General features: G+C 70.4%; 26 protein-coding genes and 1 tRNA gene. 12 read left to right on the top strand and 15 right to left on the bottom strand.

Features of this window, described 5'->3' with window-relative positions:
- The first annotated feature begins 50 nt into the window (after window positions 1-50).
- Both FHY05_RS04450 and FHY05_RS04455 read left to right on the top strand, forming a co-directional pair.
- Window positions 51-842 carry a TIGR04290 family methyltransferase gene (locus tag FHY05_RS04450; protein ID WP_183943193.1) on the top strand — a complete coding sequence of 264 codons (792 nt, stop codon included), beginning with the start codon at window positions 51-53 and terminating at the stop codon, window positions 840-842.
- A gap of 13 nt (window positions 843-855) precedes the next feature.
- Complete coding sequence (locus FHY05_RS04455) at window positions 856-1,773, top strand: glycosyl hydrolase (protein WP_183943194.1); 918 nt, start codon at window positions 856-858, stop codon at window positions 1,771-1,773.
- Here the strand turns inward: FHY05_RS04455 and FHY05_RS04460 are convergent.
- Window positions 1,748-2,257, bottom strand: a complete 510-nt coding sequence (locus tag FHY05_RS04460; protein ID WP_183943195.1) for a DUF1003 domain-containing protein — start codon at window positions 2,255-2,257, stop codon at window positions 1,748-1,750. The genes FHY05_RS04455 and FHY05_RS04460 overlap by 26 nt on opposite strands.
- Before the next feature lie 35 nt (window positions 2,258-2,292).
- Between FHY05_RS04460 and FHY05_RS04465 the strand changes: the two genes are divergently transcribed.
- Together FHY05_RS04465 and FHY05_RS04470 are read left to right on the top strand one after the other, a co-directional pair.
- Window positions 2,293-3,252, top strand: coding sequence for a zinc-binding dehydrogenase (locus FHY05_RS04465; protein ID WP_221191003.1), 960 nt, complete (start codon window positions 2,293-2,295; stop codon window positions 3,250-3,252).
- Window positions 3,245-4,246 carry a Gfo/Idh/MocA family protein gene (locus tag FHY05_RS04470; RefSeq protein ID WP_260181212.1) on the top strand — a complete coding sequence of 334 codons (1,002 nt, stop codon included), beginning with the start codon at window positions 3,245-3,247 and terminating at the stop codon, window positions 4,244-4,246. The genes FHY05_RS04465 and FHY05_RS04470 overlap by 8 nt, the downstream gene beginning before the upstream one ends.
- 30 nt (window positions 4,247-4,276) lie before the next feature.
- On the opposite strand, the gene FHY05_RS04475 is transcribed toward FHY05_RS04470, so the two are convergent.
- The 4 genes from FHY05_RS04475 to FHY05_RS04485 form a co-directional block, all read right to left on the bottom strand.
- Complete coding sequence (locus FHY05_RS04475) at window positions 4,277-5,398, bottom strand: NADH:flavin oxidoreductase/NADH oxidase (protein WP_183943196.1); 1,122 nt, start codon at window positions 5,396-5,398, stop codon at window positions 4,277-4,279.
- Window positions 5,399-5,716: 318 nt separating this feature from the next.
- The gene (locus tag FHY05_RS04480; RefSeq protein ID WP_183943197.1) at window positions 5,717-5,854 is read right to left on the bottom strand and encodes a hypothetical protein; all 138 of its coding nucleotides are present in this window, start codon (window positions 5,852-5,854) and stop codon (window positions 5,717-5,719) included.
- Window positions 5,855-5,972: 118 nt separating this feature from the next.
- Window positions 5,973-6,104 (bottom strand): hypothetical protein, encoded by a 132-nt coding sequence (locus tag FHY05_RS22400; protein ID WP_260181213.1) that lies wholly within the window; start codon window positions 6,102-6,104, stop codon window positions 5,973-5,975.
- 121 nt (window positions 6,105-6,225) lie between these two features.
- A tRNA-Pro gene (locus FHY05_RS04485) sits at window positions 6,226-6,302 on the bottom strand.
- Window positions 6,303-6,461: 159 nt separating this feature from the next.
- Here FHY05_RS04485 and pnuC point away from each other — a divergent pair.
- From pnuC to lepA, 3 genes are all read left to right on the top strand, one after another.
- Window positions 6,462-7,043 carry a nicotinamide riboside transporter PnuC gene (gene pnuC, locus FHY05_RS04490; RefSeq protein WP_183943198.1) on the top strand — a complete coding sequence of 194 codons (582 nt, stop codon included), beginning with the start codon at window positions 6,462-6,464 and terminating at the stop codon, window positions 7,041-7,043.
- Window positions 7,040-7,555: an AAA family ATPase gene (locus tag FHY05_RS04495; protein ID WP_183943199.1), complete on the top strand. Its 516-nt coding sequence runs from the start codon at window positions 7,040-7,042 to the stop codon at window positions 7,553-7,555. The genes pnuC and FHY05_RS04495 overlap by 4 nt, the downstream gene beginning before the upstream one ends.
- 63 nt (window positions 7,556-7,618) lie before the next feature.
- Window positions 7,619-9,430, top strand: coding sequence for a translation elongation factor 4 (gene lepA, locus FHY05_RS04500; RefSeq protein ID WP_183943200.1), 1,812 nt, complete (start codon window positions 7,619-7,621; stop codon window positions 9,428-9,430).
- A 3-nt stretch (window positions 9,431-9,433) separates the two neighbouring features.
- Here the strand turns inward: lepA and FHY05_RS04505 are convergent, their stop codons facing one another.
- Window positions 9,434-9,682 (bottom strand): KTSC domain-containing protein, encoded by a 249-nt coding sequence (locus FHY05_RS04505; RefSeq protein ID WP_183943201.1) that lies wholly within the window; start codon window positions 9,680-9,682, stop codon window positions 9,434-9,436.
- Between the two features lie 118 nt (window positions 9,683-9,800).
- Here FHY05_RS04505 and modA point away from each other — a divergent pair, with 118 nt between their 5' ends.
- Genes modA through FHY05_RS04520 form a run of 3 tightly spaced genes read left to right on the top strand, consistent with a single transcriptional unit; the run spans window position 9,801 to window position 11,831 of the window.
- A complete protein-coding gene (gene modA / locus FHY05_RS04510) occupies window positions 9,801-10,556 on the top strand; it encodes a molybdate ABC transporter substrate-binding protein (RefSeq protein ID WP_183943202.1) in 756 nt (251 codons plus the stop codon).
- Entirely contained in the window at window positions 10,553-11,236 is a 684-nt protein-coding gene (gene modB, locus FHY05_RS04515) for a molybdate ABC transporter permease subunit (RefSeq protein WP_183943203.1), read from the top strand. Before modA ends, modB begins: the two co-directional genes overlap by 4 nt.
- Window positions 11,226-11,831 carry an ATP-binding cassette domain-containing protein gene (locus tag FHY05_RS04520; protein WP_183943204.1) on the top strand — a complete coding sequence of 202 codons (606 nt, stop codon included), beginning with the start codon at window positions 11,226-11,228 and terminating at the stop codon, window positions 11,829-11,831. Before modB ends, FHY05_RS04520 begins: the two co-directional genes overlap by 11 nt.
- A gap of 146 nt (window positions 11,832-11,977) precedes the next feature.
- Here FHY05_RS04520 and FHY05_RS04525 read toward each other — a convergent pair whose 3' ends face one another.
- The 9 genes from FHY05_RS04525 to FHY05_RS04565 are packed head-to-tail and all read right to left on the bottom strand — an operon-like array spanning window position 11,978 to window position 19,142.
- A complete protein-coding gene (locus FHY05_RS04525) occupies window positions 11,978-12,277 on the bottom strand; it encodes a hypothetical protein (protein WP_183943205.1) in 300 nt (99 codons plus the stop codon).
- Entirely contained in the window at window positions 12,274-13,275 is a 1,002-nt protein-coding gene (locus FHY05_RS04530) for a chemotaxis protein CheB (RefSeq protein ID WP_183943206.1), read from the bottom strand. The genes FHY05_RS04525 and FHY05_RS04530 overlap by 4 nt, the downstream gene beginning before the upstream one ends.
- Window positions 13,276-13,322: 47 nt before the next feature.
- Complete coding sequence (locus FHY05_RS04535) at window positions 13,323-13,763, bottom strand: chemotaxis protein CheW (protein WP_183943207.1); 441 nt, start codon at window positions 13,761-13,763, stop codon at window positions 13,323-13,325.
- 40 nt (window positions 13,764-13,803) lie between these two features.
- Window positions 13,804-14,178, bottom strand: a complete 375-nt coding sequence (locus tag FHY05_RS04540) for a response regulator (RefSeq protein WP_183943208.1) — start codon at window positions 14,176-14,178, stop codon at window positions 13,804-13,806.
- Between the two features lie 29 nt (window positions 14,179-14,207).
- Entirely contained in the window at window positions 14,208-14,762 is a 555-nt protein-coding gene (locus FHY05_RS04545) for a chemotaxis protein CheD (RefSeq protein WP_183943209.1), read from the bottom strand.
- Window positions 14,759-15,778 carry a chemotaxis response regulator protein-glutamate methylesterase gene (locus FHY05_RS04550; protein ID WP_183943210.1) on the bottom strand — a complete coding sequence of 340 codons (1,020 nt, stop codon included), beginning with the start codon at window positions 15,776-15,778 and terminating at the stop codon, window positions 14,759-14,761. Before FHY05_RS04550 ends, FHY05_RS04545 begins: the two co-directional genes overlap by 4 nt.
- Entirely contained in the window at window positions 15,775-16,644 is an 870-nt protein-coding gene (locus FHY05_RS04555; RefSeq protein WP_183943211.1) for a protein-glutamate O-methyltransferase CheR, read from the bottom strand. The genes FHY05_RS04550 and FHY05_RS04555 overlap by 4 nt, the downstream gene beginning before the upstream one ends.
- Entirely contained in the window at window positions 16,641-18,848 is a 2,208-nt protein-coding gene (locus FHY05_RS04560; protein WP_183943212.1) for a chemotaxis protein CheA, read from the bottom strand. Before FHY05_RS04560 ends, FHY05_RS04555 begins: the two co-directional genes overlap by 4 nt.
- A gap of 33 nt (window positions 18,849-18,881) precedes the next feature.
- Window positions 18,882-19,142 (bottom strand): STAS domain-containing protein, encoded by a 261-nt coding sequence (locus tag FHY05_RS04565; protein WP_183943213.1) that lies wholly within the window; start codon window positions 19,140-19,142, stop codon window positions 18,882-18,884.
- Window positions 19,143-19,476: 334 nt separating this feature from the next.
- Here FHY05_RS04565 and FHY05_RS04570 point away from each other — a divergent pair, with 334 nt between their 5' ends.
- Complete coding sequence (locus FHY05_RS04570; RefSeq protein WP_311732371.1) at window positions 19,477-20,547, top strand: DUF2332 family protein; 1,071 nt, start codon at window positions 19,477-19,479, stop codon at window positions 20,545-20,547.
- 166 nt (window positions 20,548-20,713) lie between these two features.
- Complete coding sequence (locus FHY05_RS04575) at window positions 20,714-23,209, top strand: TonB-dependent receptor domain-containing protein (protein WP_183943215.1); 2,496 nt, start codon at window positions 20,714-20,716, stop codon at window positions 23,207-23,209.
- The last annotated feature ends 10 nt before the right edge of the window (window positions 23,210-23,219 follow it).

Below are 23,219 nucleotides of genomic sequence, written 5' to 3' on the forward strand. Positions count from 1 at the left end.
ACGCCCTTCGAAATCGTTCGTTGGCGTAACGAACGGGTGAAGGGGATCGAATGCCATCTGCCGGGGAGGGGCTGCGCGAGCGGGTCGACGCGCTCGCGCCATGGTTTCACAATATCGATCTCGGCGGCGGGCTGACCACCGCTCCCGATCACTTCCTGGGCGACTATCCGCGCGAGAAATTTCGCGCCTTCGCCAGTTGCGTGCCCGATGATCTCACTGGCAAGTCGGTGCTGGACATCGGCTGCAACGCCGGTTTCTACTCGGTCGAGATGAAGCGCCGCGGGGCGGCGCGCGTCGTCGGTATCGACTGGGACGAGCGCTATCTCGCGCAGGCGCGACTTGCCACCGATGCGCTCGGCTTCGGCGACAGCGTCGAGTTCCGCCGACTCTCGGTCTATGACGTGACGACCTTGGGCGAGCGCTTCGACCTCGTGATCTTCATGGGGGTGCTCTACCATCTGCGCCACCCGCTGCTCGCGCTGGACCTGATCCGCGAGCATGTCGCGCGCGACCTGATGCTGTTCCAGACGATGCAGCAGGGCTCGACCGGCCTCAGCGACGTGCCCGAGGACCACCCGTTCTTCCTGCCCGGCACCTATACGCCGCCGCCCTATTTCGACGATCCGGCCTATCCGAAGATGCACTTCATCGAGCGCAAGTTCGCGGGCGACTGGACGAACTGGTGGGCGCCCAACCGTGCCTGCTCGGAGGCGATGCTGCGTGCCGCGGGCTTCGCGGTGGTGGCGCATCCGCAGGATGACGTCTATCTCTGCCGCGTCGCCGACGTGCCCTTTGCGCAGCATGGGCCCGCCGCCGTCTATCCGGCCCAGCCACGAGCGTGAGGGGAATGAGCGCGTGATCGAAGCCGCGATGATCTGGAACGAGCCCAACAACAAGTCGCACTGGGATCCGGAAGTCGATCCCGACTGGAGCAAGTTCGCCGACACCGTCTCGCGCGCCGGGGCGGCGATCGCGTCGGTCAACCCCGGCGTGACCCGCGTGCTCGGCGGCATGTCGCCGATCGATCCGCTGTGGGTGAGACGGCTCGAGGCGCACGGCTGCCTCGACGCCGTCGACGTGCTCGCGGTGCACGGATTCCCGCTCGACTGGAATTTGTGGTCGATCCACGATTGGCCCGCCAAGGTGGCCGAGATCGAGGCAGTCACCGACAAGCCGGTGTGGGTCACCGAGGTGGGCGTCGGCTCCTTCGGCGCGGAAGAGGTGCAGGTGTTCGGCGTGGAGAAGACCGCCGAGCTGCTGATCGGGCGCGTGCCGCGGATCTACTGGTACTCGCTGTTCGACCTGCCGCAGGAGTGGGGCGCCACCACGCGCCACCGCGAGGCCGAGGGGTCGAGCTACTACCGCCACTTCTACATGGGGCTGATCCGCGCCGACGGCACGCCGAAGCCGTCGCTCGACAGCTATGCCAAGGTGGCGAGCGAGATGGGGCTGATGCAATGGTTCCATTTCGAGGACCCGCGGCTCGATGATGCCGTCGAGTGGATGAAGCGGCTGGGGACGAAGAAGCTGCGCACCGGTCTGAGCTGGGCCGACAGCTTCCGGCCCAACGCGGTCGACTGGTTCGACCGGCAGATGGAGGCGCTCGCCGACTTCGATACGACGGTGACCTTCTGCTTCACGCCCGAACATCTCGGCATCCAGCCGCATCACACCAGCGCGGCGCGCGACCCGCAGGCGTTCGCCGATTTCTGCGCGTGGATGATCGACCGCTACGCGCCCGCCGACGTCACGCGCCAGGCGGCGCTGGCGTAACCTGGTCGAGCGTGTCGAGCACGTCCTCGGCGCGCACGTCGCGCTCGATCTCGGCGGTATCCTCCGGCGGCTCGACACCGACCCGCTCGGCGATCTGCCGGACGAGGGCGGTGAGCCGCGAGAGTTCATGCTCGGCGAGCAGGTTGATGTGGAGGTCCAGGTCGGCGCGGGCCTGCGCCTGTGCGGCCATGCGGTTCTGGCTGATGAGGACGAACGTGGACAGGAAGATCGCCTCCACCGACGCGATCATCGCCAGCACGACGAAGGTCGGGTCGAACTTGGGCGACAGCCACAGGTTCCACACGATCCAGCCGCCGAAGAAGGTCAGGTGCAGCGCGACGAAGATCATCGACCCCGTGAAGGCGGTGATCCGTCCCGCCAGTCGGTCCGACCACGGCGCCTCGGCCTCGACACGGCGCTGGCGCTCGGCGAGGCGGTGGATGTTGTCGGCGAGAGCGCCGTTGAGATCACGCGGTTCATTCATGGAAAGTCCAACGATTGTCGTACGATAATGGAAGCATGATGGGCGCCGCCGTGCTGGTGGCGCCGCGACGGTTCGAGGTGCGCGACGCACCGCTACCGCAGCCGGGCGCGGGCGAGGTGCGCGTGCGGCTCGAAGGCTGCGGTGTGTGCGCCTCGAACGTCGAGCCGTGGGAGGGGCAGCCGTGGTCGACCTATCCCACCGAGGCCGGCGGGATGGGGCATGAGGGCTGGGGCGTCGTCGACGCGCTGGGCGAGGGCGTCAGCGATGTCTCGCTCGGCGAGCGGGTCACGATGCTGTCGGCCCACAGCTTCGCGCCGTACGACGTGGCGGCGGTGGACCAGCTGGTGCGACTCCCGGCGGCGCTCGACGGGAGCGCTTTCCCGGGTGAGCCGCTGGCGTGCGCGATGAACATCTTCCGCCGCAGCGCGATCGAGCCCGGTCAGACCGTGGCGATCGTCGGCATCGGCTTCCTCGGCGCGGTGTTGACGAAGTTGGCGAGCGACGCGGGCGCGCGGGTGATCGCGATCTCGCGGCGGCCTGAGTCGCTCGCGCTCGCGACCCGCTACGGTGCCGCCGAGACGATCGCGATGGACGACCACTGGGCGATCATCGAACGCGTCAGGCAGCTCACCGGCGAGGCGCTGTGCGAGCGCGTGATCGAGGCGGTCGGCAAGCAATGGCCGCTCGACCTCGCCTCGGCGATCACCGGATTCGGCGGGCGGCTGATCGTGGCGGGCTATCACCAGGACGGGCCGCGCCAGGTCAACATGCAGGACTGGAACTGGAAGGGCATCGACGTGATCAACGCGCACGAGCGCGACCCGCGCGTCAACCGGCGCGGCCTGGAAGAAGCGGTCGAGGCGGTGGCGAGCGGGCGGGTCGATCTCGCGCCGCTGCTGACTCATCATTACCCGCTCGGCGAGCTCGACACCGCGATCGCGGCGACGCGCGACAAGCCGCTCGGCTTCGTCAAGGCGGTGATCGACCTTGGGTAGGGCGGCCAAGCCGCGCGTCGGCTTCCTCGGCACCGGCTGGATCGGGCGCCACCGCATGGCGGCGATGATCGCGAGCGGCAGCATCGAGCCGGTCGCGGTCTGCGAGCCGGGATCAGACAACCGGCGCGAGGCGCTCGCGCTCGCGCCGGGACTGCGGGCGGTCGAGTCGCTCGACGCGTTGCTCGCGCTCGAACTCGACGGCGTCGTGATCGCGACGCCGAGCGCGCTCCACGCCGACCAGTCGATCCGGGCGCTCGAGGCGGGCGCGGCGGTGTTCTGCCAGAAGCCGCTGGGGCGCGACGCTGGCGAGGCGGCGGCGGTGGTGGCGGCAGCGCGCGCGGCCGATCGGCTGCTCGGGCTCGATCTGTCGTACCGCTTCACCGAGGGGGTGCGCCAGATCGGGGAGCTGCTCGCCCGCGACGCGCTCGGCCGGCTGTTCGCGATCGATCTCACCTTCCACAACGCCTACGGCCCGGACAAGCCGTGGTTCTACGACCGGGCACAGGCGGGGGGCGGCTGCGTGATGGACCTCGGCATCCATCTCGCCGACCTGGCGCTGTGGCTCACTGGCTTCCCGGAGGCGGAGGTCACCGACGCCGCGCTCTATGCCGGCGGCGCACCGCTCGATGCGGAGGCGGTAGAGGATTATGCGGTCGCGACGGTCCGGCTGGGCAGTGGCGTGACGCTGCGGTTGGCCTGTTCCTGGCGGCTCCACGCCGGGCAGGACGCGGTGATCGAGGCGGCCTTCTACGGCGCGGCGGGGGGCGCGGCGCTGCGCAACGTCGGCGGCTCGTTCTACGATTTCACGGCCGAGCATTTCCGCGGCACCGCGCGCGAGACACTGGCGCTGCCGCCGGACGACTGGGGCGGCCGCGCCGCGGTCGACTGGGCCGAGCGGCTGGCCGCGGGCGCGCGCTTCGACGAGGGGGCGGAGCGGTTCGTGCGCACCGCTGCCTTGCTCGACTCGATCTACGCGCGGGCGCGGGAGCGGTAGCGGGGCGGATCACGCCGCCCCGCCCGGAGCTCAGCTCTCCGCGCTGCCTTCCACGTCGAACAGCGAGCGATACTGGCGCGGCTGCGATCGCAGATACTGGTCGGGCGCCTTCACTCGCCCGCCGAGATGCGCCGCGGCGTGCCAGGGCCAGCGCGGGTCGTAGAGGATCGTGCGAGCCAGCGCGATCAGGTCCGCGTCGCCGGTGCCGACGATCGCCTCGGCCTGCTCATAGTCGGTGATCAGCCCGACCGCGACGACGGGGATCGACACCGCCCGCTTCACCGCGCGCGCCAGCGGCACCTGGTAGCTCGGCCCGACCGGTATGTCCTGGCGCGGGTCGAGGCCGCCGCTCGAGACGTGGATCGCGGCGCAACCGCGCGCCTGCAGCGCCTGGGCGAAGGCGATCGTCTGCTCGGCGTCCCAGCCGCCCTCGACCCAGTCGCTGCCCGACACCCGCATCGTTACCGATCGCTCGGCGGGGAAGGCGGCGCGGACCGCGTCGAACACCTCGAGCGGGAAGCGCAGCCGGTTCTCGAGGCTGCCGCCATAGTCGTCGTCGCGCCGGTTCGACAGTGGGGAGAGGAATTGGTGCAGCAGATAGCCGTGCGCGCCGTGCAACTGGACCGCGTCGATCCCGAGCCGCGCCGCGCGATGTGCCGCCGCGACGAAGGCGTCGCGCACCCGCGCCAGTCCGTCACGGTCGAGCGCGGTGGGCGGGTTCTCGTCACCGGCGAAGGCGAGCGGCGAGGGGGCGAGCGTCTGCCAACCGTTGGCATGATCGGGCGCGAGCTGCTTGCCGCCTTTCCACGGCAGGTCGGTCGACGCCTTGCGACCGGCGTGTGCCAGCTGAATCGCGATCGGCATGTCCGAGTGACGCCGCACCGACTCGAGCACGCGCGCCATCGCCGCCTCGGTGGCGTCGTCCCACAGGCCGACGTCGGCGTAGGTGATGCGGCCCTCGGGCTCGACTGCGGTGGCCTCGATCGTCAGCAGCGCCGCACCCGACAACGCGAGCTGGCCGAGATGGATCAGGTGCCAGTCGGTCATGCAGCCGTCCGCGGCCGAATATTGGCACATCGGCGCGACGACGATTCGGTTGGCCAGCGACAGTCCGCCGACCTCGAGTGGTTCGAATAGCTTGGGTCCGCTCACGCGAGGCTCCTCAATGGGATGAGCGAGGGATACGCATCAGCCGCGTGCCGGTGCCGCGCGGCAGGCAGAGAGGGAATATTTACCCTAATGTGCGATCAGCCCGGTCGACGCACTCGAGCGCGACGGAGACACCCGAGATGATCATCGCTGCCGGCTATGCCATGGGCTTCGGCTTCACGCTCGCCGCGGTGGCGCGGACCTGCTGGCGCCTGCGGCGCCGGCCCGCGCCGACCCTCGTCCGCGGCCTCGCCTGACACGACACGGCCGCGCCACCCATGGGGTGACGCGGCCGCGACGATCGGACGGGGCCGACGGCGCTCAGGCGCGCGCACCGCCAGCGCGCTCGAGCATCGCCACCTCGACCGGCGTAAGGCCGGCGCGGGGGTCGTCGTTGACGCGCTTGGTCGCGCTCGCGACGGGCTTGGTGCGGAACAGGCTCAGCGTCTTGCTCTTCATGGTTACCTCACAACGGGACAGGACATCTGTCGCTCGTCATGCGAGGAGAACCGGGTCGCTCTCGCTTTGTTCCCGTCGCGCGCGGTCCGGCGCGACCGACCGCGCGCCATGGCGAGGCTCAGCTCGGGTGCGCCTCTGATTCCTGCACGTCGGGGGTGCGCTCGACCGGAACCGCGGGCGCGGGTGCGCGGTCCGAACCCGCGGGCGGCTCATCCAGGTCGTTCGGCTCGGGCTGGCGGTGATCGTCCATGGTCGTCCTCCTGCGGAAGCCCGGAGAACGCGCGACGACGGCAAACGTCGCGAGCGCAGCCGCCGGTGCGGGCGGTACCCGCGATCGACCTAGATCTGATCTGATCTCACAAGGAGATAATTGGTCGGGGAAAGAGGATTCGAACCTCCGGCCCCTGCGTCCCGAACACAGTGCTCTACCAGGCTGAGCTATTCCCCGACCAGGGTGCCGTCGAGCCCAGAGGCCGGCGACAGGGCGCGGCTTATATCAGCGCTTCGTCGGCGCGCAAGCGGCTAATCGCAGGCTCCGAACGATTGCTGTGCGTGCCCGCGCGCAAGCCTCTTGGCGGCGGCGCGCGGGCGTGGAAAGACCGGCGCCATGTCGCTGATCGAGTGGGTCGCCACGCTGCTGGGAATCGCCTGTGTCGCGTTCGCGGCGCGGCGCAGCGTGTGGACCTTCCCCACTGCCATCGGCTCGGTGGCCCTGCTGGGTACCGTCGTCTTCGCGCAGCGGCTCTACTCGGACGCCTTGCTCCAGGCCTTCTTCGTGGTCGCCAACTTCTACGGCTGGGCAACCTGGCAGCGCGAGCGACGACTCGCGGGCGAGGTGACGGTGGAGCGGCTGGGCGCGCCCGCGCGGCTCGGCTGGGCGGGCGCGATCGTCGCCGCGGCGCTGCTGTGGGGGGCGGCGATGCATCGCCTCACCGACGCGGCCTATCCCTGGTGGGACGCCGCTATCGCCGCCGCCAGCGTCGCGGCGCAGCTGCTGATGGCGCGTCGCGCGATCGAGCATTGGTGGTTGTGGATCGCGGTGGATATCGCGTCGGTGCCGCTCTACCTCGCCAAGCAGCTGTACCTCTTCGCCGCGCTCTACCTGGTCTATCTCGCGCTATCGGTGATCGGGCTGATCGAGTGGCGGCGTGCGCGCCAACCCGCGCCGGCGCTGGCGGTGCCGGCGTGACCCTCCGCACGATCTGCCTGCATGGGCCCGAGAGCACGGGCAAGTCGACGATGGCGCCGCGGCTCGCCAAGCAGTTCGACTCGGTCTGCGTCGCCGAGTTCGGGCGGACCTATTGCGAGCGCTACGGCACCGATCTCACCATGGCCGACCTGGTGGTGATCGCGCACACGCAGGACATGAAGGCGCGCAAGGCGGTCGACTCGGGCGCGCGTCCGGTGATCCTCGACACCGACCCGCTGATGACCGCGGTCTGGGCGGACATGATGTTCGGCCGTCGCGATCCCTGGTTCGCGCGCTGGGACAACGTGGCCGACCTGTACCTGCTGTTCGACATCGACCTGCCGTGGCAGCCGGACGGCACCCGCCTGTTCGGCAACCGGGCGGCGCGCCAGCGCTTCTTCGACCTGTCGAAGCGCGAGCTGGAGCGCCGCGGCGTGCGCTGGGCGCTGGTGAGCGGCGAGGGGAGCCGCCGCTACCTCAACGCGCTCGACGCCATCCACGCCGCGGGGTGAGACGGGTGTCGGCCGCCGAATGGCTGGCGCGCTCGGTCACGCTGCGCTAGGCACCCGCGGATCATGGCCACCCCGCTCGACACGATCCGCAATTTCTCGATCATCGCCCATATCGACCACGGCAAGTCGACCCTCGCCGACCGGCTGATCCAGGCCACCGGCGGACTGACCGACCGCGAGATGAGCGAGCAGGTGCTCGACAACATGGAGATCGAGAAGGAGCGCGGGATCACGATCAAGGCGCAGACCGTGCGCCTCTCGTACAAGGCGCAGGACGGCGCGACCTACACGCTCAACCTGATGGACACGCCGGGCCACGTCGACTTCGCCTATGAGGTCAGCCGCAGCCTCGCCGCGTGCGAGGGCGCGCTGCTGGTGGTCGACGCCGCGCAGGGCGTCGAGGCCCAGACGCTCGCCAACGTCTATCAGTCGATCGAGCACGATCATGAGATCGTGCCCGTGATCAACAAGATCGATCTGCCCGCCGCCGAGCCCGAGAAGGTGCGGGCGGAGATCGAGGACGTGATCGGGCTCGACGCCTCCGAGGCGGTGCTCGCCAGCGCCAAGTCGGGGATCGGCATCGCCGACATCCTCGAGGCGATCGTGCGCAAGATCCCGCCGCCCAAGGGGAACGCCGACGCGCCGCTCAAGGCGATGCTGGTCGACAGCTGGTACGACCCGTATCTCGGCGTCGTCATCCTGGTGCGCGTGATCGACGGCACGCTGCGGAAGGGCCAGCAGGTCACCTTCATGCAGGCCGGCACGCAGCATCTGGTCGACCGCGTCGGCTGTTTCCGCCCCAAGATCGAGCAGCTGACCGATCTCGGCCCGGGCGAGATCGGCTTCATCACCGCGCAGATCAAGGACGTGGCGATGGCGCGCGTCGGCGACACGCTGACCGACGCCAAGCGTCCCGCGGCGGAGGCGCTGCCGGGCTTCAAGGAAGTCCAGCCGGTCGTCTTCTGCGGCCTCTTCCCGGTCGACGCCAACGACTTCGAGAAGCTGCGCGAGAGCATCTCCAAGCTGCGGCTCAACGACGCCTCGTTCAGCTTCGAGATGGAGACCAGCGCGGCGCTCGGCTTCGGCTTCCGCTGCGGCTTCCTCGGGCTGCTTCACCTCGAGATCATCCAGGAGCGGCTGACCCGCGAGTACGACCTCGACCTGATCACCACCGCGCCCTCGGTGGTCTACCAGATCGAACTGACCCACGGCGGCGGGCATGTCGAGCTGCACAACCCGGCGGACATGCCCGATCCCAACAAGATCGAGAGCATCAGCGAGCCGTGGATCGAGGCGGTGATCTACGTGCCCGACGAATATCTCGGCTCGATCCTGAAACTGTGCCAGGATCGCCGCGGCATCCAGAAGAACCTCACCTACGTCGGCGGGCGCGCGCAGGCGACGTACGAGCTGCCGCTCAACGAGGTCGTGTTCGACTTCTACGACCGGCTCAAGTCGCTGTCGAAGGGCTATGCCAGCTTCGACTATCACCAGATCGGCTACCGCGAGGGCGACCTGGTCAAGATGTCGATCCTCGTCAACGAGGAGCCGGTCGACGCGCTCAGCATGATCGTCCACCGCGGCACCGCCGAGGTGCGCGGGCGCGGCATGTGCGAGCGGCTCAAGGAGCTGATCCCACGCCACCTGTTCAAGATCCCGATCCAGGCGGCGATCGGCGGCAAGGTGATCGCGCGCGAGACGATCAGCGCGATGCGCAAGGACGTCACCGCCAAATGCTACGGCGGCGACGCGACGCGTAAGCGCAAGCTGCTGGAGAAGCAGAAGAAGGGTAAGCTGAAGATGCGCGAGTACGGCAGCGTCAGCATCCCGCAGGAAGCCTTCATCGCCGCGCTCCGCATGGGGGACGAGAACTGAGGGTCAGGCGGCGCGCTCGTCGAGCGGGTAGCGCCGCCGCCCGTCCGCCGGCGCGCCCTCGAAGCGGTCGCGCACCTCGGCGTTGAAATAGGCGCCGGCCGACGGCGCGCCGACCAGGGCGTCGTAGGTCGTGCGCGGAACGTCACGATACGCGTAGCGCCGCCCGGCGCGGAAGGTGACGAACAGCGTGCGCGTGTCGTCATCGTAGACGAGCCGTTCGATCAGCGACGAGGCGGGGCGATGCGCACGCATGCCGTGAGAGCGCCGCGCACGGGCACGACGTTCCCGTCATCGCGACGAACCGAATCATCAGGGCGACGGAGCGCGCGCACTTGTTGAATCCCTGCCAAGACGATGCGATGGCACCCGCATGCGTGCCCTCCTCTCGCTGCTCCTGCTGCTGCTCGCCGCCCCTGCGCTGGCGCAGGAGCGCGCCGCGCCGCTCGTCCTGGCCGCCGCGAGCCTGCAGGAGGCGATGACCGACGCCGCCGATGTCTGGGCCGGGCAGGGTCACCCGCGCCCGGTGCTCTCGTTCGCCGCCTCTTCAGCGCTGGCGCGACAGATCGTCGCGGGCGGCCGCGCCGACCTGTTCGCCTCGGCCGACGCCGACTGGATGGACGAGGTCGAGCGTCGCGGCCGGATCGTCCCGGGCACGCGCGCGGTGCTGGCGCGCAACCGGCTGGTGGTGGTGGCGCGCCCCGGCACACCCGACGTGAGCGCGCGCCGCGGCGCCGCGCTGGCACGCCGGCTTGGCGGCGCGCCGCTGGCGATGGCTGACCCGGCGGCGGTACCCGCGGGCAAATACGGCGAGGCCGCGCTGCGTGCGCTCGGCACCTGGGACGCGGTGAGCGGCCGTGTCGTACGTGCGGAGAACGTCCGCGCCGCGCTGGTGCTGGTGGAGCGCGGCGCGGCGCCCTACGGCATCGTCTACGCTACCGACGCGCGCGCGTCGGCGAAGGTCCGGGTCGCGGGGGTCTTCCCGCGCGCCAGCCACCCGCCGATCGTCTACCCCGTCGCGCGGCTCACCGACGGTCCCGCGGCGCGCGAGGCGGAGGGCTTCCGTCGCTTCCTGCTCTCGCGGTCGGGGCAGACGATCCTCGCACGCCGCGGTTTCGTGCCGCGGTGAGCGAGCTCGCCGCGATCGTGCGGCTCAGCTTGCTGGTGGGGGGCAGCGCGACGCTGGCGACGCTGCCGGTCGCCTTCGCGCTCGCCTGGGTGCTGGCGCGCTGGCACTTCCCGGGCAAGGTGCTGCTGGACGGGCTGATCCACCTGCCGCTGGTGGTGCCGCCCGTGGTGACCGGCTGGCTGCTGTTGCTCGCCTTCGCCCCGGCCGGCCCGATCGGCGGCGCGCTGGAGCGATGGTTCGGCGTCTCGGTCCTGTTCCGCTGGACGGGAGCGGCGATCGCCGCCGGCGTGATGGCGCTGCCGTTGATGGTGCGCGCGATCCGGCTCTCGCTGGAGGCGGTCGACCGTCGGCTCGAGCAGGCCGCGCGCACGCTCGGCGCGGGACGCTGGCGCAGCTACGCGACGGTGACGCTGCCGCTCGCGGCGCCGGGGATCGCGGCCGGCGCGGTACTCGGCTTCGCGCGCTCGATCGGCGAGTTTGGCGCGACCATCACCTTCGTCTCCAACGTGCCGGGCGAGACCCAGACGCTGCCGCTCGCGATCTACGCGGCGCTGCAGACACCCGGCGGCGAGGCGGCGGTGTGGCGGCTCGCGGCGGCGTCGGTGGCGCTGTCGCTCGCCGCCCTGGTGGTGGCGGAGTGGCTGGTGCGGCGCGCCGGGCGGGGCGTCCGTGTCCTTTGACGTCGACGTCACCGCCACGCGCGGCGGATCCGACGTGGGCGCGCGTTTCGCGGTGGGGGAGGGGCTCACCGTGTTGGTCGGTCCGTCGGGCGCGGGCAAGACCAGCCTGCTCGATATGGTCGCCGGCCTGCTGCGACCGGCGCGTGGGCATGTCCGCGTCGGCGGACGGACGCTGTACGACTCGGCCGCGGGGATCGACCTGCCGCCGGAACGTCGCCGCGTCGGCTATGTCTTCCAGGACATGCGGCTGTTCCCACACCGGCGCGTGCGCGCCAACCTGCTGTACGGCGCGCCCGACCCGGCGCGATTGGCGGAAGTGGCGGCGATGCTCGACGTGACCCACCTGCTCGATCGCTGGCCGCGCACGCTATCGGGCGGCGAGGCGCGGCGGATCGCGATCGGGCGCGCGTTGCTGAGCGACGCCACCTTCCTGCTGCTCGACGAGCCGCTGTCCTCGCTCGACGCGGCGCGACGCGAGGAAGCGGCGCGCGCGATCGAGCGGGTGCGCGACGCGCGAACGGTGCCGATCCTGATGGTCACGCACGATGGCGGCGAGGCCGAGCGGCTCGGCGACCGCGTGGTGGCGATCGCTTGATCTTCACTGACCGCTCCCGCCAGCGTGCTCCTGCGAGGACAGGACCCGGCGTCGCGAGCGTCGTGCCGGCGGGTCAAGGCTCCGGCGGTCGCCGGGGCACGCTTCATTCCCCAACCAGCGCGATTACCCGCGCATGCGCCGGCCCGTCAGGCCGCGGCCGACGGCTGCTCGAGCGAGGCCAGGGTCGCGCGGAGACGGTCGACCATGTCCTGCAGCGTCACCGCGGCGATGGCGGTGTCCGACGCGTCGTCGACGCGAAGCAGGCCGGCGACCGCCAGCTGGATCTGCGTGACATAGTCGATCCGCTGGATGCTCGCCATGTGGCGGCGCAGCGTCTCGCTGTTGCTGCCGAGATCATAGGCGAGCTCGTTGAGCAGGTTGGAGGCGAACACCAGTTCCTCGGCGAGCGCCAGCGCGAGCGGTCGCGCGACCGTCGCCGCGCTCATTTCGAGCACATCTTGAGCACGCCCGCGACCAGCGCGTCGCTCGCGACCGGCTGTGATACCATCCCGCGGGCCAGGGTGTAGCCGCCCTCGTCCGACGGCGAGAAGGCGTAACCGCCGGCGGCGTTGAGCGCCTTGAGTCCGCCGGCGCCGTCCTCGTTCGAGTCGAGCAGCAGCACGCCCACCGCGTTGCTCGCCGCCGCCTTGGCCGCGGAGGCGAACAGCAGCGAGATCGACGGCCGCTCGCCCGCGACCGGGTCACGCGGCAGCAGCCGCAACGTGCCGTTCGGCCAGCTGTCGATCACGAGATGCGCGTCGCCGTGCGGGGCGAGATAGATCGTGCCCTGTTCCGGCTTCATACCATCAGCGGCGACCACCACTTTGGGCGCGACCTGCTCGGCCAGCTTCTCCGCCATGCTCTCGACCAGCCCGGCACCGAGGTGCTGCACCACCACGGTCGGCGGGCAGTTGGCGGGGAAGCTCGAGAAGAGGTCGAACAGCGACTTCGTGCTGGAGGCATCACCGCCGACCAGCAGCAGCCGGCCGTTCCAGTCGATCGGCGGCGCCTTCGCGGTCTTGGGCGGTGCCTTAGGCTTGATGTCGGCCTTCTTGGCCGCCTTGAGCCGCTTGGCGAGCTTGGCGATGATCGCGTCCAGCTCGGCCGGGGCGGCGACGCGCGGCTTGGGGAAACAGTCGATCGCGCCGAGCCGCAGCGCCTCGATCGACTCGGCGGCGCCATCCTGCGTCCGGGTCGAGAACATGATCACCGGCATCGGCTTGGTGTCCATGATCTCGGCGAGATACTCGAGGCCGCTCATGCCCGGCATCTCGACGTCGAGCGTCATCACGTCGGGCCGCGACGAGGCCACCAGCGCGCGCGCCTCGGCCGCGCCATCGGCCATGCCGACCACTTCCACCCCGGGGATGCGCTCCAGCGCGCCTGAGATCAGGGCACGCATGGTCAACGAGTCGTCGACCACCAATACTTTCGTTCCAGCCATGACCCCGTCCTAGACTTTATTCGTAAACGCACCTTTTATCACGTCGATCAGGCGGCGTCCGCCATCGCGCTGCGCTCCACCAGCCGCTCGAGCGCGAGCACCAGGATCAGCCGCTGGTCGATCGTGGCCAGGCCGTCGAGGAACTGTGCCGCGGCGGCGTCGCCCATGTCGGGGAGCGGCTGCATGTCCTCGGTCTGCACCGTGACGATATCGTTCACCGCGTCGACGATGATGCCCTGGAGCTGCTCGCCGATGCGCACGACGATGATGACGTGGCGCGCGGTCGGATCGGTGACACCCCAGCCGAGGCGGTGGCGCAGATCGAGCACCGGCAGCACGACGCCGCGCAGGTTGACCACGCCGCGCACGTGGCTCGGCACGTTGGGCAGCGGGGTGGCGGGCGACCAGGCGCGGATCTCGCGGATCGCCATGATGTCGACGCCCAGATGCTGGTCGCCGAGCTGGAAAGTGATGAGCTGACGGGACATGATGCGGCTCCTCGGGGACGCTGATGACGGTGGAGGGAGATCAGTGCAGCACGCGCCGGATCGCGGCGGCGAGCTTCTCGGGATGGAACGGCTTGACGATCCAGCCGGTCGCGCCGGCGTCGCGCGCGCGCTGCTTCTTCTCGTCCGAGCTCTCGGTGGTGAGCACCAGGATCGGCAGCGTGCGACGGCCGTCGGCGCGGACCTGCTCGATCAGCCCGAAACCGTCCATGCGCGGCATGTTGATGTCGGTGATGAGCAGGTCGGGCTCCTCCTCGGGCTCGAAATTGTGCAGCGTCTCGAGCGCGTGCACCCCGTCCTCGGCCTCGACGACGTTGTAGCCGAGATCGGTCAGCGCCGCGCGCAGCAGCATCCGCATGCTGGGCGAGTCGTCCACGGTCATGATCGTCTTGGTCACGGGAAAAGGCTCCTGGGCAATGCGGTAGATCAGAAGAACTCGACGTCGCCGACGTCGGCGGTCGCGGAGACGGGGGCGGGGCTCGCGCGCAGCACCGGTGGCGGCGCGCTTTCTGTGACGACGCGGCAGCGCGCCAACCCCAGCGCGGCGCGGAACTCGACCCGGCGCGCCCCGTTGCCGCCGACATCCTCGCCGACCAGCGGGATCTTCTCGTCGCGCAGGAAGCGGCGCGCGAAAGCGATATTGTCGCCGCCGATGTCGCGGAAGCCCGAGCGCATCGTCGCGCCGCCGAAGATGCGCGCCTTCATGCGCGACCGCACCGCGCCCATCGAGAGCATGGCGTTGATCAGCACTTCCATGGCGTAGACACCGTAGCGCTGCATCGAGGCGGGATCGGACACATTCCCCTCGGCTAACAGATAATGGTTAAGGCCTCCCACCTTGGCGACCGGATCGTAGAAGCAGGCGGCGACGCAGCTACCCAGAACGGTGGTCAGGACCACGTCCTGCTGATCGCTGACCTTGGTCTCGCCCTGGGCCACGGTGAGGCGGCGGAAACCGTCGCGGAGCGTGATGCTGTTCATGCACGACACTCTTGGAGCAGGCGCGGCGCGATGCGGCGCAGCGGGAGCTGCTGGACCACCGCGCCGATCCGATGCGCCACCGCGGGCATGCCGTAGACCACGCTGGTGGCCTCGTCCTGCCCGATCGTCACCGAGCCGGTCGTGCGCATCGCCAGCATGCCCTCGGCCCCGTCGGCGCCCATGCCGGTGAGCAGTGCACCCACCGCGTCCGCCCCGGCGCAGCGCGCGACCGAGTGGAACAAGGTGTCGACCGAGGGCTGGTGACCGCTCACCTTGGGTCCCTGGAGCAGGCGGCAGTGGCGCTTGCCGCCGCTGCCCGCGACCTCGAGGTGACGGTCTCCGCCCGGCGCGAGATAGACCTTGCCGACCTGGAGCGGCGCGCCCGCGCGCGCCTCCTCCACGCTCGGGCGACACAGCCGGTCGAGCCGCGCCGCGAAGCTCGCGGTGAAGCTCGCCGGCATGTGCTGGACGATCACCGTCGGCGGGCAGTTGGCAGGGAAGCCGGTGAGCAGTTCGATCAGCGCCTCGACCCCGCCGGTCGACGCGCCGACCGCGATCAGCGAATTCTCGCGCGGCTGGTAATTGCCGTCGAGCGGCTCGCTCTTCGGCGGCAGCGGCGCGAGGCGGCGGCGCGTGCCCGAGGCGGCGCGCACCAGCGCCGGCAGGCGGATCGCCTCGCCCTCGCGGCGCAGCGCCAGCTTGTCGAAACACTCGAACGCGCCCAGCTCGAGCGCGGCAATGCTCGCCTCCGCCCCGTCTGAGGTGAGCGTCGACAGCATCACCACGGGCGTCGGCCGCAGCCGCATCAGCCGCTCGAGGAAGTCGAGCCCGTTCATCCCCGGCATCTCGATGTCCAGCGTGACGACGTCGGGATCGAGCTCCTTGATCTTCGCGCGCGCCTCCTCGGCGCTCGCGGCGGTGCCGACGACCTCGATCGCGGGGTCGACCGACAGCGTGCGCCGGATCAGCGCCTGCATCGTGAGCGAGTCGTCGACGACGAGGGTGCGGACGCTCATGCGCCCACCTTCAGATACGCCGTGCGCCCCACGCTCTCGAAGCGGTGCGCGACCTCGTCGGCGAGCCGCTCGGAATGGCCGATATAGAGCATGCCCCCCGTCTCCAGATGGTCAGCGAGCCGTGCCTGCAGCCGCGCTTTGGTTGGTTCGTCGAAGTAGATCATCACGTTGCGACAACAGATCGCGTCGAAGCGGCCGCGCATCGGCCAGGCGCCGAGCAGGTTGAGCGGGCGGAAGGCGATGGCGTCGCGCAGCATCGCGTCCACCGTCTGGCGCTCGCTCGGGCCGCTCAGCCACGTGCTGCGCAGCGCCGTCGGCACGGTGCGCAGCGTCGCCGCCGGGTAGGTGCCCGCGCGTGCGGTGGCGAGGACGCTCGGCGAGACGTCGGTGGCGAGCAGCTTGAAGTCGGCGCGCAGCACGCGCTGCGCCAGGCCGCGGTCGGTGCCGAAGCTCGCCATCAGCCAGCTGTACGGCTCCTCGCCGCTGGAACAGGCCGCCGACCACAGCCGCACGCGCCCGCCGCTTAGCACGCGTTGCGACAGCTTCGGCCACAGCCGCTCGACGAAATCCTCGAAATGATGCGCCTCGCGGAAGAAGGCGGTGTGGTTGGTCGTGATCGCGTCGAACATGCGCAACCGCTCGTCGGCGTCCTGCTCGATCAGCTTGATATAGGCGCCGACGCTGTCGAGCCCGCACGCGCGCACGCGCGGCGCGACGCGGCCATAGACCAGCTGCGCCTTGCCGTCGGGCAGCAGGATGCCGAGCTCGTCGTAGACCATCCGCGCGATCGCCTGGTGATCCGCCGGCACGAAGTGGAACTCGCGCTTGAGCGCCGACTCGCTGGGAAGGGCGATCGCGGGGATCATGCCGCGTGCGCCAGCATCGGTCGCGGCGTGCGGACGCGGTGCGCCGTCAGCGCGTCGACGTCGATGATCAGCGCGACGCGGCCGTCACCGAGGATGGTCGCGCCGGCGAGCCCGTCGATCGCCTGGTAGTTGGCCTCGAGGCTCTTCACCACGACCTGGCGCTGGTCCTGAATCGAGTCGACCAGCAGCGCGGCCTGGCCGTGATCGGCCTCCACCACGATCAGCACCGCGTTGGCGGGATCGCGCTCGCCGCCGCCCAGGCCGAGCTGCTCGGCCACCGGGTAGATCGGCACGTAGGAGCCGCGCACGTCGAGCACCGCGCCGTCCACGCCGATCGCGGTGACCGCGCCGTCGGTCGGGCGCAGGCTCTCGACGATATGGCTGAGCGGGATCACGAAGGTCTGGTCGCCGACGGTGACGATCATGCCGTCGACCACCGCGAGCGTCAGCGGCAGGCTGAGCGAGAAGCTCGACCCCGAGCCGAACTTGGACTGGATACCGATACGGCCGCCGAGCGCCTGAACGTTCTTGCGCACCACGTCCATGCCGACGCCGCGGCCCGAGATGTTCGAGACCGTCGCCGCGGTGGAGAAGCCCGGCGCGAAGATCAGGTTGTCGACCTCCTCGTCGCTCAGCACCGCGTCGGGCAGGATGATCCCGCGCTCGATCGCCTTGGCGCGGACGCGCGCGCGGTCGATGCCGCGACCGTCGTCGCTGACGGTGATGACGATGCGGCCCGAGTGGTGCGCCGCCGACAGCGTGACCACGCCCTCGGCCGGCTTGCCGGCCGCGACCCGCTCCTCCGTCGTCTCCAGCCCGTGGTCGACGGCGTTGCGGATGAGGTGCGTCAGCGGCTCCCCGATCCGCTCGACCACGGTCTTGTCGACCTCGGTCATCTCGCCCTCGATGTCGAGGCGGACGCGCTTGCCGGTCTCGCCCTCCAGCTCGCGGATGATGCGCGGCACGCGGCTGAAGACCGTCTTCATCGGCTGGGCGCGGATCGCCATGGTCGATTCCTGCAGCTCGCGCGTCAGGTGATCGAGGTCGGTGAGCTCGGAGATGCCCGCCATGTTGTTCTCGGACAGTCGCTGCGCCAGCATCGCCTGGGTGATCACCAGCTCGCCGACCAGGTTCACGAGGCGGTCGAGCTTGTCGAGATCGACGCGGATCGTCTGCGCCACCGCGGTGGGGGCGGGGGCGACGACCGAGGCGACCACCGGCGCGGGCGGCGCCGGCTTGGGCGCCGGTGCCGCGACGACGGGTGCCGCTACCGGGGCGGGGGCAGGCGTCGGCGCGGCGGCCGCCACGGGCGCCGGTGCCGGGGCGGCGGCCGCCGCGGGGGCAGGCGCGGCCGGCGCCGGCTCGACGACCGGCGCCGGCGCGGCGACCCCCTGCGAGAGCGTCACCGCGCAGCCGTCGGTGAACTCGAACACCGAGCGGATGTCGTCCTCGTCGACGCTCGCCGGCACCGCGATCGACCAGCCGAGATAGGAGATCTCCGGGTCGATGGAGGCGAGCGGCGGCAGCGCCGACGTGTCGCACGACAGCACTCGTCCGCCCATGCGCACCAGCTCGCGTAGCAGCAGTAGCGGCTCGCCGCCGTTGTCCAGCGCGTTCGGGGTGGGCTTGAAGGTGACCACCCAGTCCTGCACCGCGCCCGGCGCGGGCGCGTCGGCGTCGGTCGCCGCGGCGGGGGCGACGTCGCCCAGCATCGCCATCAGGTCGTCGAAGTCGTCGCCGAGGCTGATCGGCGCGGGCGTGAAGGCGATCTCATCCGCGCTCGCCGCGGCCGGCGCGGGGGCGGCGGCGACGGGCTCGACCGCCTCGTCGCCGCTGGCGGCCGCGATCAGCCGCGCCAGCATCACCGCGTCGTCGGGCGCCTCGCCCGAGTCGCGCGCGGCGGCGACATGGTCGGCGAGCATGTCGAAGGCCGCGACGATCAGGTTGGTCAGCGCCGGGGTGAGCGTCAGCGCCCCGCTGCGCAGCAGGTCGAGCAGCGTCTCATATTGATGCGTGTAGGCCTGCAGCCGCTCGTGCCCGAACGCCCCCGCGCCGCCCTTGATCGAGTGGACCGCCCGGAAGATGCCGTTGATCGTCTCGGCGTCATAGTGTTCGGACCGGAGCGCGGCGAAGGCGCTCTCCATGCCGGCCAGGCCTTCCTCGCACTCCTGGAAGAAGATCTGCTGGATTGCGTCGAGATCCAAGACGTCTGCTCCTGTGAACCGGGCGGGGCGCGCTTAGGCGGCGGAGAGGTCGACCGCGGCGAGCGCGGCGGCGTCGGCGAAGGGAATGCTGACCGCGGTCAGGGCGAATGGCTGCCCCTGCGCCGCCGCCGCGGTGCGCGCGGCGATCAGGACCTGGAGACAGGCCTGCCCGATCTGCTCCACCGCGCTGCCGTCGATCGCGAGCGGTTGCGCCTGCTCGACCAGCTTCTTCAACGCGACGCGGAGCGGCGGCGCGGCGGCGGTGTCGAGACGGGGAGGGAGCACGTACGCCATGGCGAGATCCTGGTCAGTCGGGCGCGGAACCGGGTCGGATGATCGCTCGCCGCGGCGAGGACCAGCCTTCACCCTGTCCCATCCCCCAATATAGGCGCGTCGGGCGACTGGGTCGGTTCCCGGGCGGTGCCGACGCGCCGACTTCCTCATGGCCACATCGTCCTAAGATGACGTTAAACACGGATCCGGCGAGAGAGATTGCGCGGACATCGACGAGATGGCACGGCGCGCTCCGGTCGGCCAAGAGATCGATGCGGTTAAGTGGATGGAAAGCACTTTCCATCACTGCCGGGATCGGCGCGTGGCGCTGCCGCTTCAGTGGATAGACTTACGGGTGTCTAAGCAACTTCTTGATGATGAGCGCGACGCGGGTGAGCTGCGGCGTCAGGCCGCGCTCGCGCGAGCGATCGGGTCGCCCTTCGTCGCGGCGGTGCTCGAGTCGGGCGCGCACCAGTTGGCGCGCGCGCCGCTCACCGCCACGGTGTTCGCGCGCTGGCCCGGCGACCGTGCCGCCGCGGCGCTGGCGATGCGGTTCAACGCCGCGCTTCACGCGCTCGCGCGACGGAACACGCCGGCGCGGCTCGGCGCCCTGTATCGCGGCGAGCACCGCGACATCGACGGCGCGGTCGGCGAGGCGCTCGCCTTGCATGACGGCTTCATCGCCGATTGGATGCAGCACACGCCGCAGACCAACGAAGTGGGGCGCGCGGCGGCGATCCTCGCCGCGCTCAAGGTCGCGCGCACGCGTTTCGACCTGCCGGTCGAGTTGCTCGAGCTCGGCGCGAGCGCGGGGCTCAACCTCAACCTGTGCCGCTATGCCTACGAGATCGGCGGGGTCGCCGCGGGCGATCCCGCGTCCCCGGTCCGGATCGCGCCGGACTGGATCGGCGCGCCGCCCCCCGGTACCCCGGTCGAGGTCGTCGCCGCGCGCGGGGTCGATCTGGCGCCGCTCGACGTCACCGATGCCGCGACACGCGAGCGGCTGATGGCCTTCGTCTTCGCCGACCAGTCGGCGAGATCGCGGCGGCTCGAGAGTGCGTTGGCGCTCGCGCGCGCGTGGCCGCCCCGGGTGGAGCGCGGCGATGCGGTGACGTGGCTGCGCGATCGCCTCGCCGAGCCCGCGCCCGCGGGACGCTGCCGCGCGGTCGTGCACTCCATGGTCACCCAATATCTCGACGACGCGGCGCGCGCCCGGCTCGACGCGGTGATCGCCGCGGCCGGCGCCGCGGCGACCGAGGACCGGCCGCTGGTCCGGATCGGGTTCGAGTGGACCGAGGACCGCGCCGCGGTGCTGCTGCGACTCACCAGCTATCCGCACGGCGGGATGGAGGTGCTGGCCGAATGCCACCCTTATGGCGCGACGATCACATGGCGCGCTCCGGCGGCCCCCTCGTTAACGAAGTAGCAGATGGTATCGTCTTGACGCTGTTGAGAGAACCCGGCTCAACTCAGCGAATCGGGTAAGTTATTATCGATCAACACGCGGTCGGGACTCGGCGTTTCAACTATCTCTCCTCTGCCGCCGCCGCTGCGCGAAGCGCCGCGGTTCTGCCGGGCAGGGAGAAAGAATAGTGAAAAGCATTCGGTTTTTATTTGTCACCACCGCGGTGTCGGCGCTGATCGTGCCGGTGCTGGCGACGGCCGACGTGCCGCCGCGCGCGCCGAGCGATGACACGGTGAGCACGGGCGTGGCGCGCGCGCGAGACCCGCTGGACAGCGCCACCTCGACCAGCGTCCTCCACGAGGAGGACGTCGAGCGACTCGGCGCGCGCGGGGTGGGTGACCTGCTCCGCGACGTGCCGGGGCTCCGATCGGACGCCGCCGGCGGTGAAGGGAACGGGACGCTGACCGTGCGCGGCCTCCCGGCCGCCTCGAGCGGGGCCAAGTTCATCCAGGTGCAGGAGGACGGGCTGCCGGTGCTCGAGTTCGGCGACATCTTCGGCGCCGCCGCGCTCGATCTCGTCCGCACCGACCTCACGCTGTCACAGGTCGAGGTGATCCGCGGCGGCTCGGCCTCCACCTTCGCCTCCAACTCACCCGGCGGCGTGATCAACTTCATCGCCAAGACGGGCGAAGTGCAGGGGGGCGCGGTCGCGCTCAGCAGCGGGCTGGATTACCGCTCGTCGCGCGCGGACGTCACGTACGGCGGCCCGATCGGCGGCGGCTGGCGCTTTCAGGCGGGGGGCTTCTTCCGCCAGGGTGAGGGGCCGCGGCGTACCGGCTATGATGCGCAGACGGGCGGGCAGGTCAGATTCAACGTCACGCGGGAGCTGGATGGCGGCTACGTGCGGCTGTACGGCAAATACCTCAACGACCGGACGCCGTTCTACGACGTCGTACCGTTCTTCTACGGCGGCAGCGAGGACCATCCCACGCTGACCCGGATCAAGGGCTTCGATGCGCTGCACGACGCGCTCGCGTCGCGTTACCTGCGCGACTTCCTGCTGCTGGGCCGGCGCAACGACGTGATCTCCGCCGATCTGCGCGACGGCCAGCACCTGCGCGAACGCGCGGTCGGTGTCGAGGCGCAGTTCGACCTGGGGGGCTGGCTGGTACAGGAGCGGCTGCGCTACTCGGGCGTGGACGGTGTCGTCACCGTGCCGTTCACGAGCGCCTACAGCGAGATCAACGATGGGGTGAACGAGATCACCGAGGGGCTCGACGGATCGCTCGGCGGCAAAGCGGTGTATGCCTCCGGCCCGCGGACCGGCCAGCCCTTGGTCTCGAGCGCGGCGCACCCGCTGAACGGCAACGGCCTCAGCGCCGCGGTCGTCATGCTCGACCTGCCGATCCACAGCTATGACGACGTCACCAACGAGGTGCGAGTCAGCCGGCTGTACGACGTCGGCGCGGGCGAGCTGACGGTGACGGGCGGCCTCTACACCGCGCGACAGACGATCGACAACGATGCGCTGTGGGTGACCATGCTGACCGACCTGCGCGGCAACGGCAATGCGGCGCTGACCGATGTCGTGACGCAGGACGGTAAGAGCCTGACGGACCACGGCGTCTTCTTCTACCGCAACGCGTTCGCGCCGCTGTCGCGCCGCTCCGTGCAGACCGACAATGCGATCGACGCGCCCTTCGCCTCGCTCAATTACCATGTCGGCAAGGTGTCGATCGGCGGAAGCGTCCGCTACGATCGGGGGAGCGCGATCGGGCGGACCTGGGGGGCGGACCGCGAGCGACGCTGGACCCAGATCCCGCTCGACATCAATCACGACGGCGTCGTGTCGTTGCCGGAATCGGCGGTGCAGACCACGGCCTTCCAGACGCCGGCGCCGGTCGACTACCATTATCATTATCTCTCCTACTCGAGTGGCGTCACGTACCGGGTGGTCGAGCCGCTGGCCGTGTTCGCGCGCTACAGCCGTGGCGCCCGCACGCCGGCCACGCGCCTGCTGTTCCATGGCGAGCTCAGCGCGAACGGCCACCTGCGGAACCAGTCGGCCGCCGTGAACAGCGTTCGCCAGGCCGAGGCGGGCGCGAAGTACCGCAGCGAGACGCTCGCGCTGAACCTCACCGGTTTCTGGGCGTCCACCTTCGACGACAATTACGATGCGATCCGCAGCCGGCCGATCCAGCGCGATTATTCGGCCAGGGGGATCGAGTTCGAGGGCTCGCTGCGGTTGGGCGTTCTCGGCCTCCGCGGCGGGGCGACCTACACCGACGCGACGATCGACAAGGATCGGCTCGATCCGCGGCTGAGCGGCCACGTACCGCGGGCCCAGCCCAGGCTGCGCTTCCAGGCGTCCCCGGAAATCGATCTCTCGCGTGTCGCGTTCGGCGCCACCTTCATCGGCGCGACGAGAAGCTTCGCGCAGGAGGAGAACAAGCTGGTGATCCCGGCCGCGGTCACCACCAACGCCTTCGTCGAGCTACGACCCGCCGATCGGTTGCGTCTGATCGTCAATGCCAGCAACCTCTTCGACACAGTGGCGCTGGCCGGTCTCGACGCCCCGTCGTCGCCCTCGGCGGACAGCCAGGGTGTAGAGGGAACCCCGCTGGTCGGCGCGCGGCCGCTCACTGGTCGCACGATTTCGGCGACCTTGCGCCTCGATTTTTAACCAATTTGGG

It is taken from the genome of Sphingomonas sp. BK580 (assembly GCF_014194975.1).
Taxonomy (GTDB): domain Bacteria; phylum Pseudomonadota; class Alphaproteobacteria; order Sphingomonadales; family Sphingomonadaceae; genus Sphingomonas.

Excerpts from the sequence above, each read along its gene's own strand:
- FHY05_RS04450 (WP_183943193.1), top strand. The coding sequence starts at position 51 with ATGCCATCTGCCGGGGAGGGGCTGCGCGAGCGGGTCGACGCGCTCGCG.
- FHY05_RS04460 (WP_183943195.1), bottom strand. The coding sequence starts at position 2,257 with ATGAATGAACCGCGTGATCTCAACGGCGCTCTCGCCGACAACATCCAC.
- FHY05_RS04465 (WP_221191003.1), top strand. The coding sequence starts at position 2,293 with ATGATGGGCGCCGCCGTGCTGGTGGCGCCGCGACGGTTCGAGGTGCGC.
- FHY05_RS04480 (WP_183943197.1), bottom strand. The coding sequence starts at position 5,854 with ATGAAGAGCAAGACGCTGAGCCTGTTCCGCACCAAGCCCGTCGCGAGC.
- FHY05_RS22400 (WP_260181213.1), bottom strand. The coding sequence starts at position 6,104 with ATGGACGATCACCGCCAGCCCGAGCCGAACGACCTGGATGAGCCGCCC.
- pnuC (WP_183943198.1), top strand. The coding sequence starts at position 6,462 with ATGTCGCTGATCGAGTGGGTCGCCACGCTGCTGGGAATCGCCTGTGTC.
- lepA (WP_183943200.1), top strand. The coding sequence starts at position 7,619 with ATGGCCACCCCGCTCGACACGATCCGCAATTTCTCGATCATCGCCCAT.
- FHY05_RS04505 (WP_183943201.1), bottom strand. The coding sequence starts at position 9,682 with ATGCGTGCGCATCGCCCCGCCTCGTCGCTGATCGAACGGCTCGTCTAC.
- modA (WP_183943202.1), top strand. The coding sequence starts at position 9,801 with ATGCGTGCCCTCCTCTCGCTGCTCCTGCTGCTGCTCGCCGCCCCTGCG.
- FHY05_RS04525 (WP_183943205.1), bottom strand. The coding sequence starts at position 12,277 with ATGAGCGCGGCGACGGTCGCGCGACCGCTCGCGCTGGCGCTCGCCGAG.
- FHY05_RS04530 (WP_183943206.1), bottom strand. The coding sequence starts at position 13,275 with ATGGCTGGAACGAAAGTATTGGTGGTCGACGACTCGTTGACCATGCGT.
- FHY05_RS04535 (WP_183943207.1), bottom strand. The coding sequence starts at position 13,763 with ATGTCCCGTCAGCTCATCACTTTCCAGCTCGGCGACCAGCATCTGGGC.
- FHY05_RS04545 (WP_183943209.1), bottom strand. The coding sequence starts at position 14,762 with ATGAACAGCATCACGCTCCGCGACGGTTTCCGCCGCCTCACCGTGGCC.
- FHY05_RS04550 (WP_183943210.1), bottom strand. The coding sequence starts at position 15,778 with ATGAGCGTCCGCACCCTCGTCGTCGACGACTCGCTCACGATGCAGGCG.
- FHY05_RS04555 (WP_183943211.1), bottom strand. The coding sequence starts at position 16,644 with ATGATCCCCGCGATCGCCCTTCCCAGCGAGTCGGCGCTCAAGCGCGAG.
- FHY05_RS04565 (WP_183943213.1), bottom strand. The coding sequence starts at position 19,142 with ATGGCGTACGTGCTCCCTCCCCGTCTCGACACCGCCGCCGCGCCGCCG.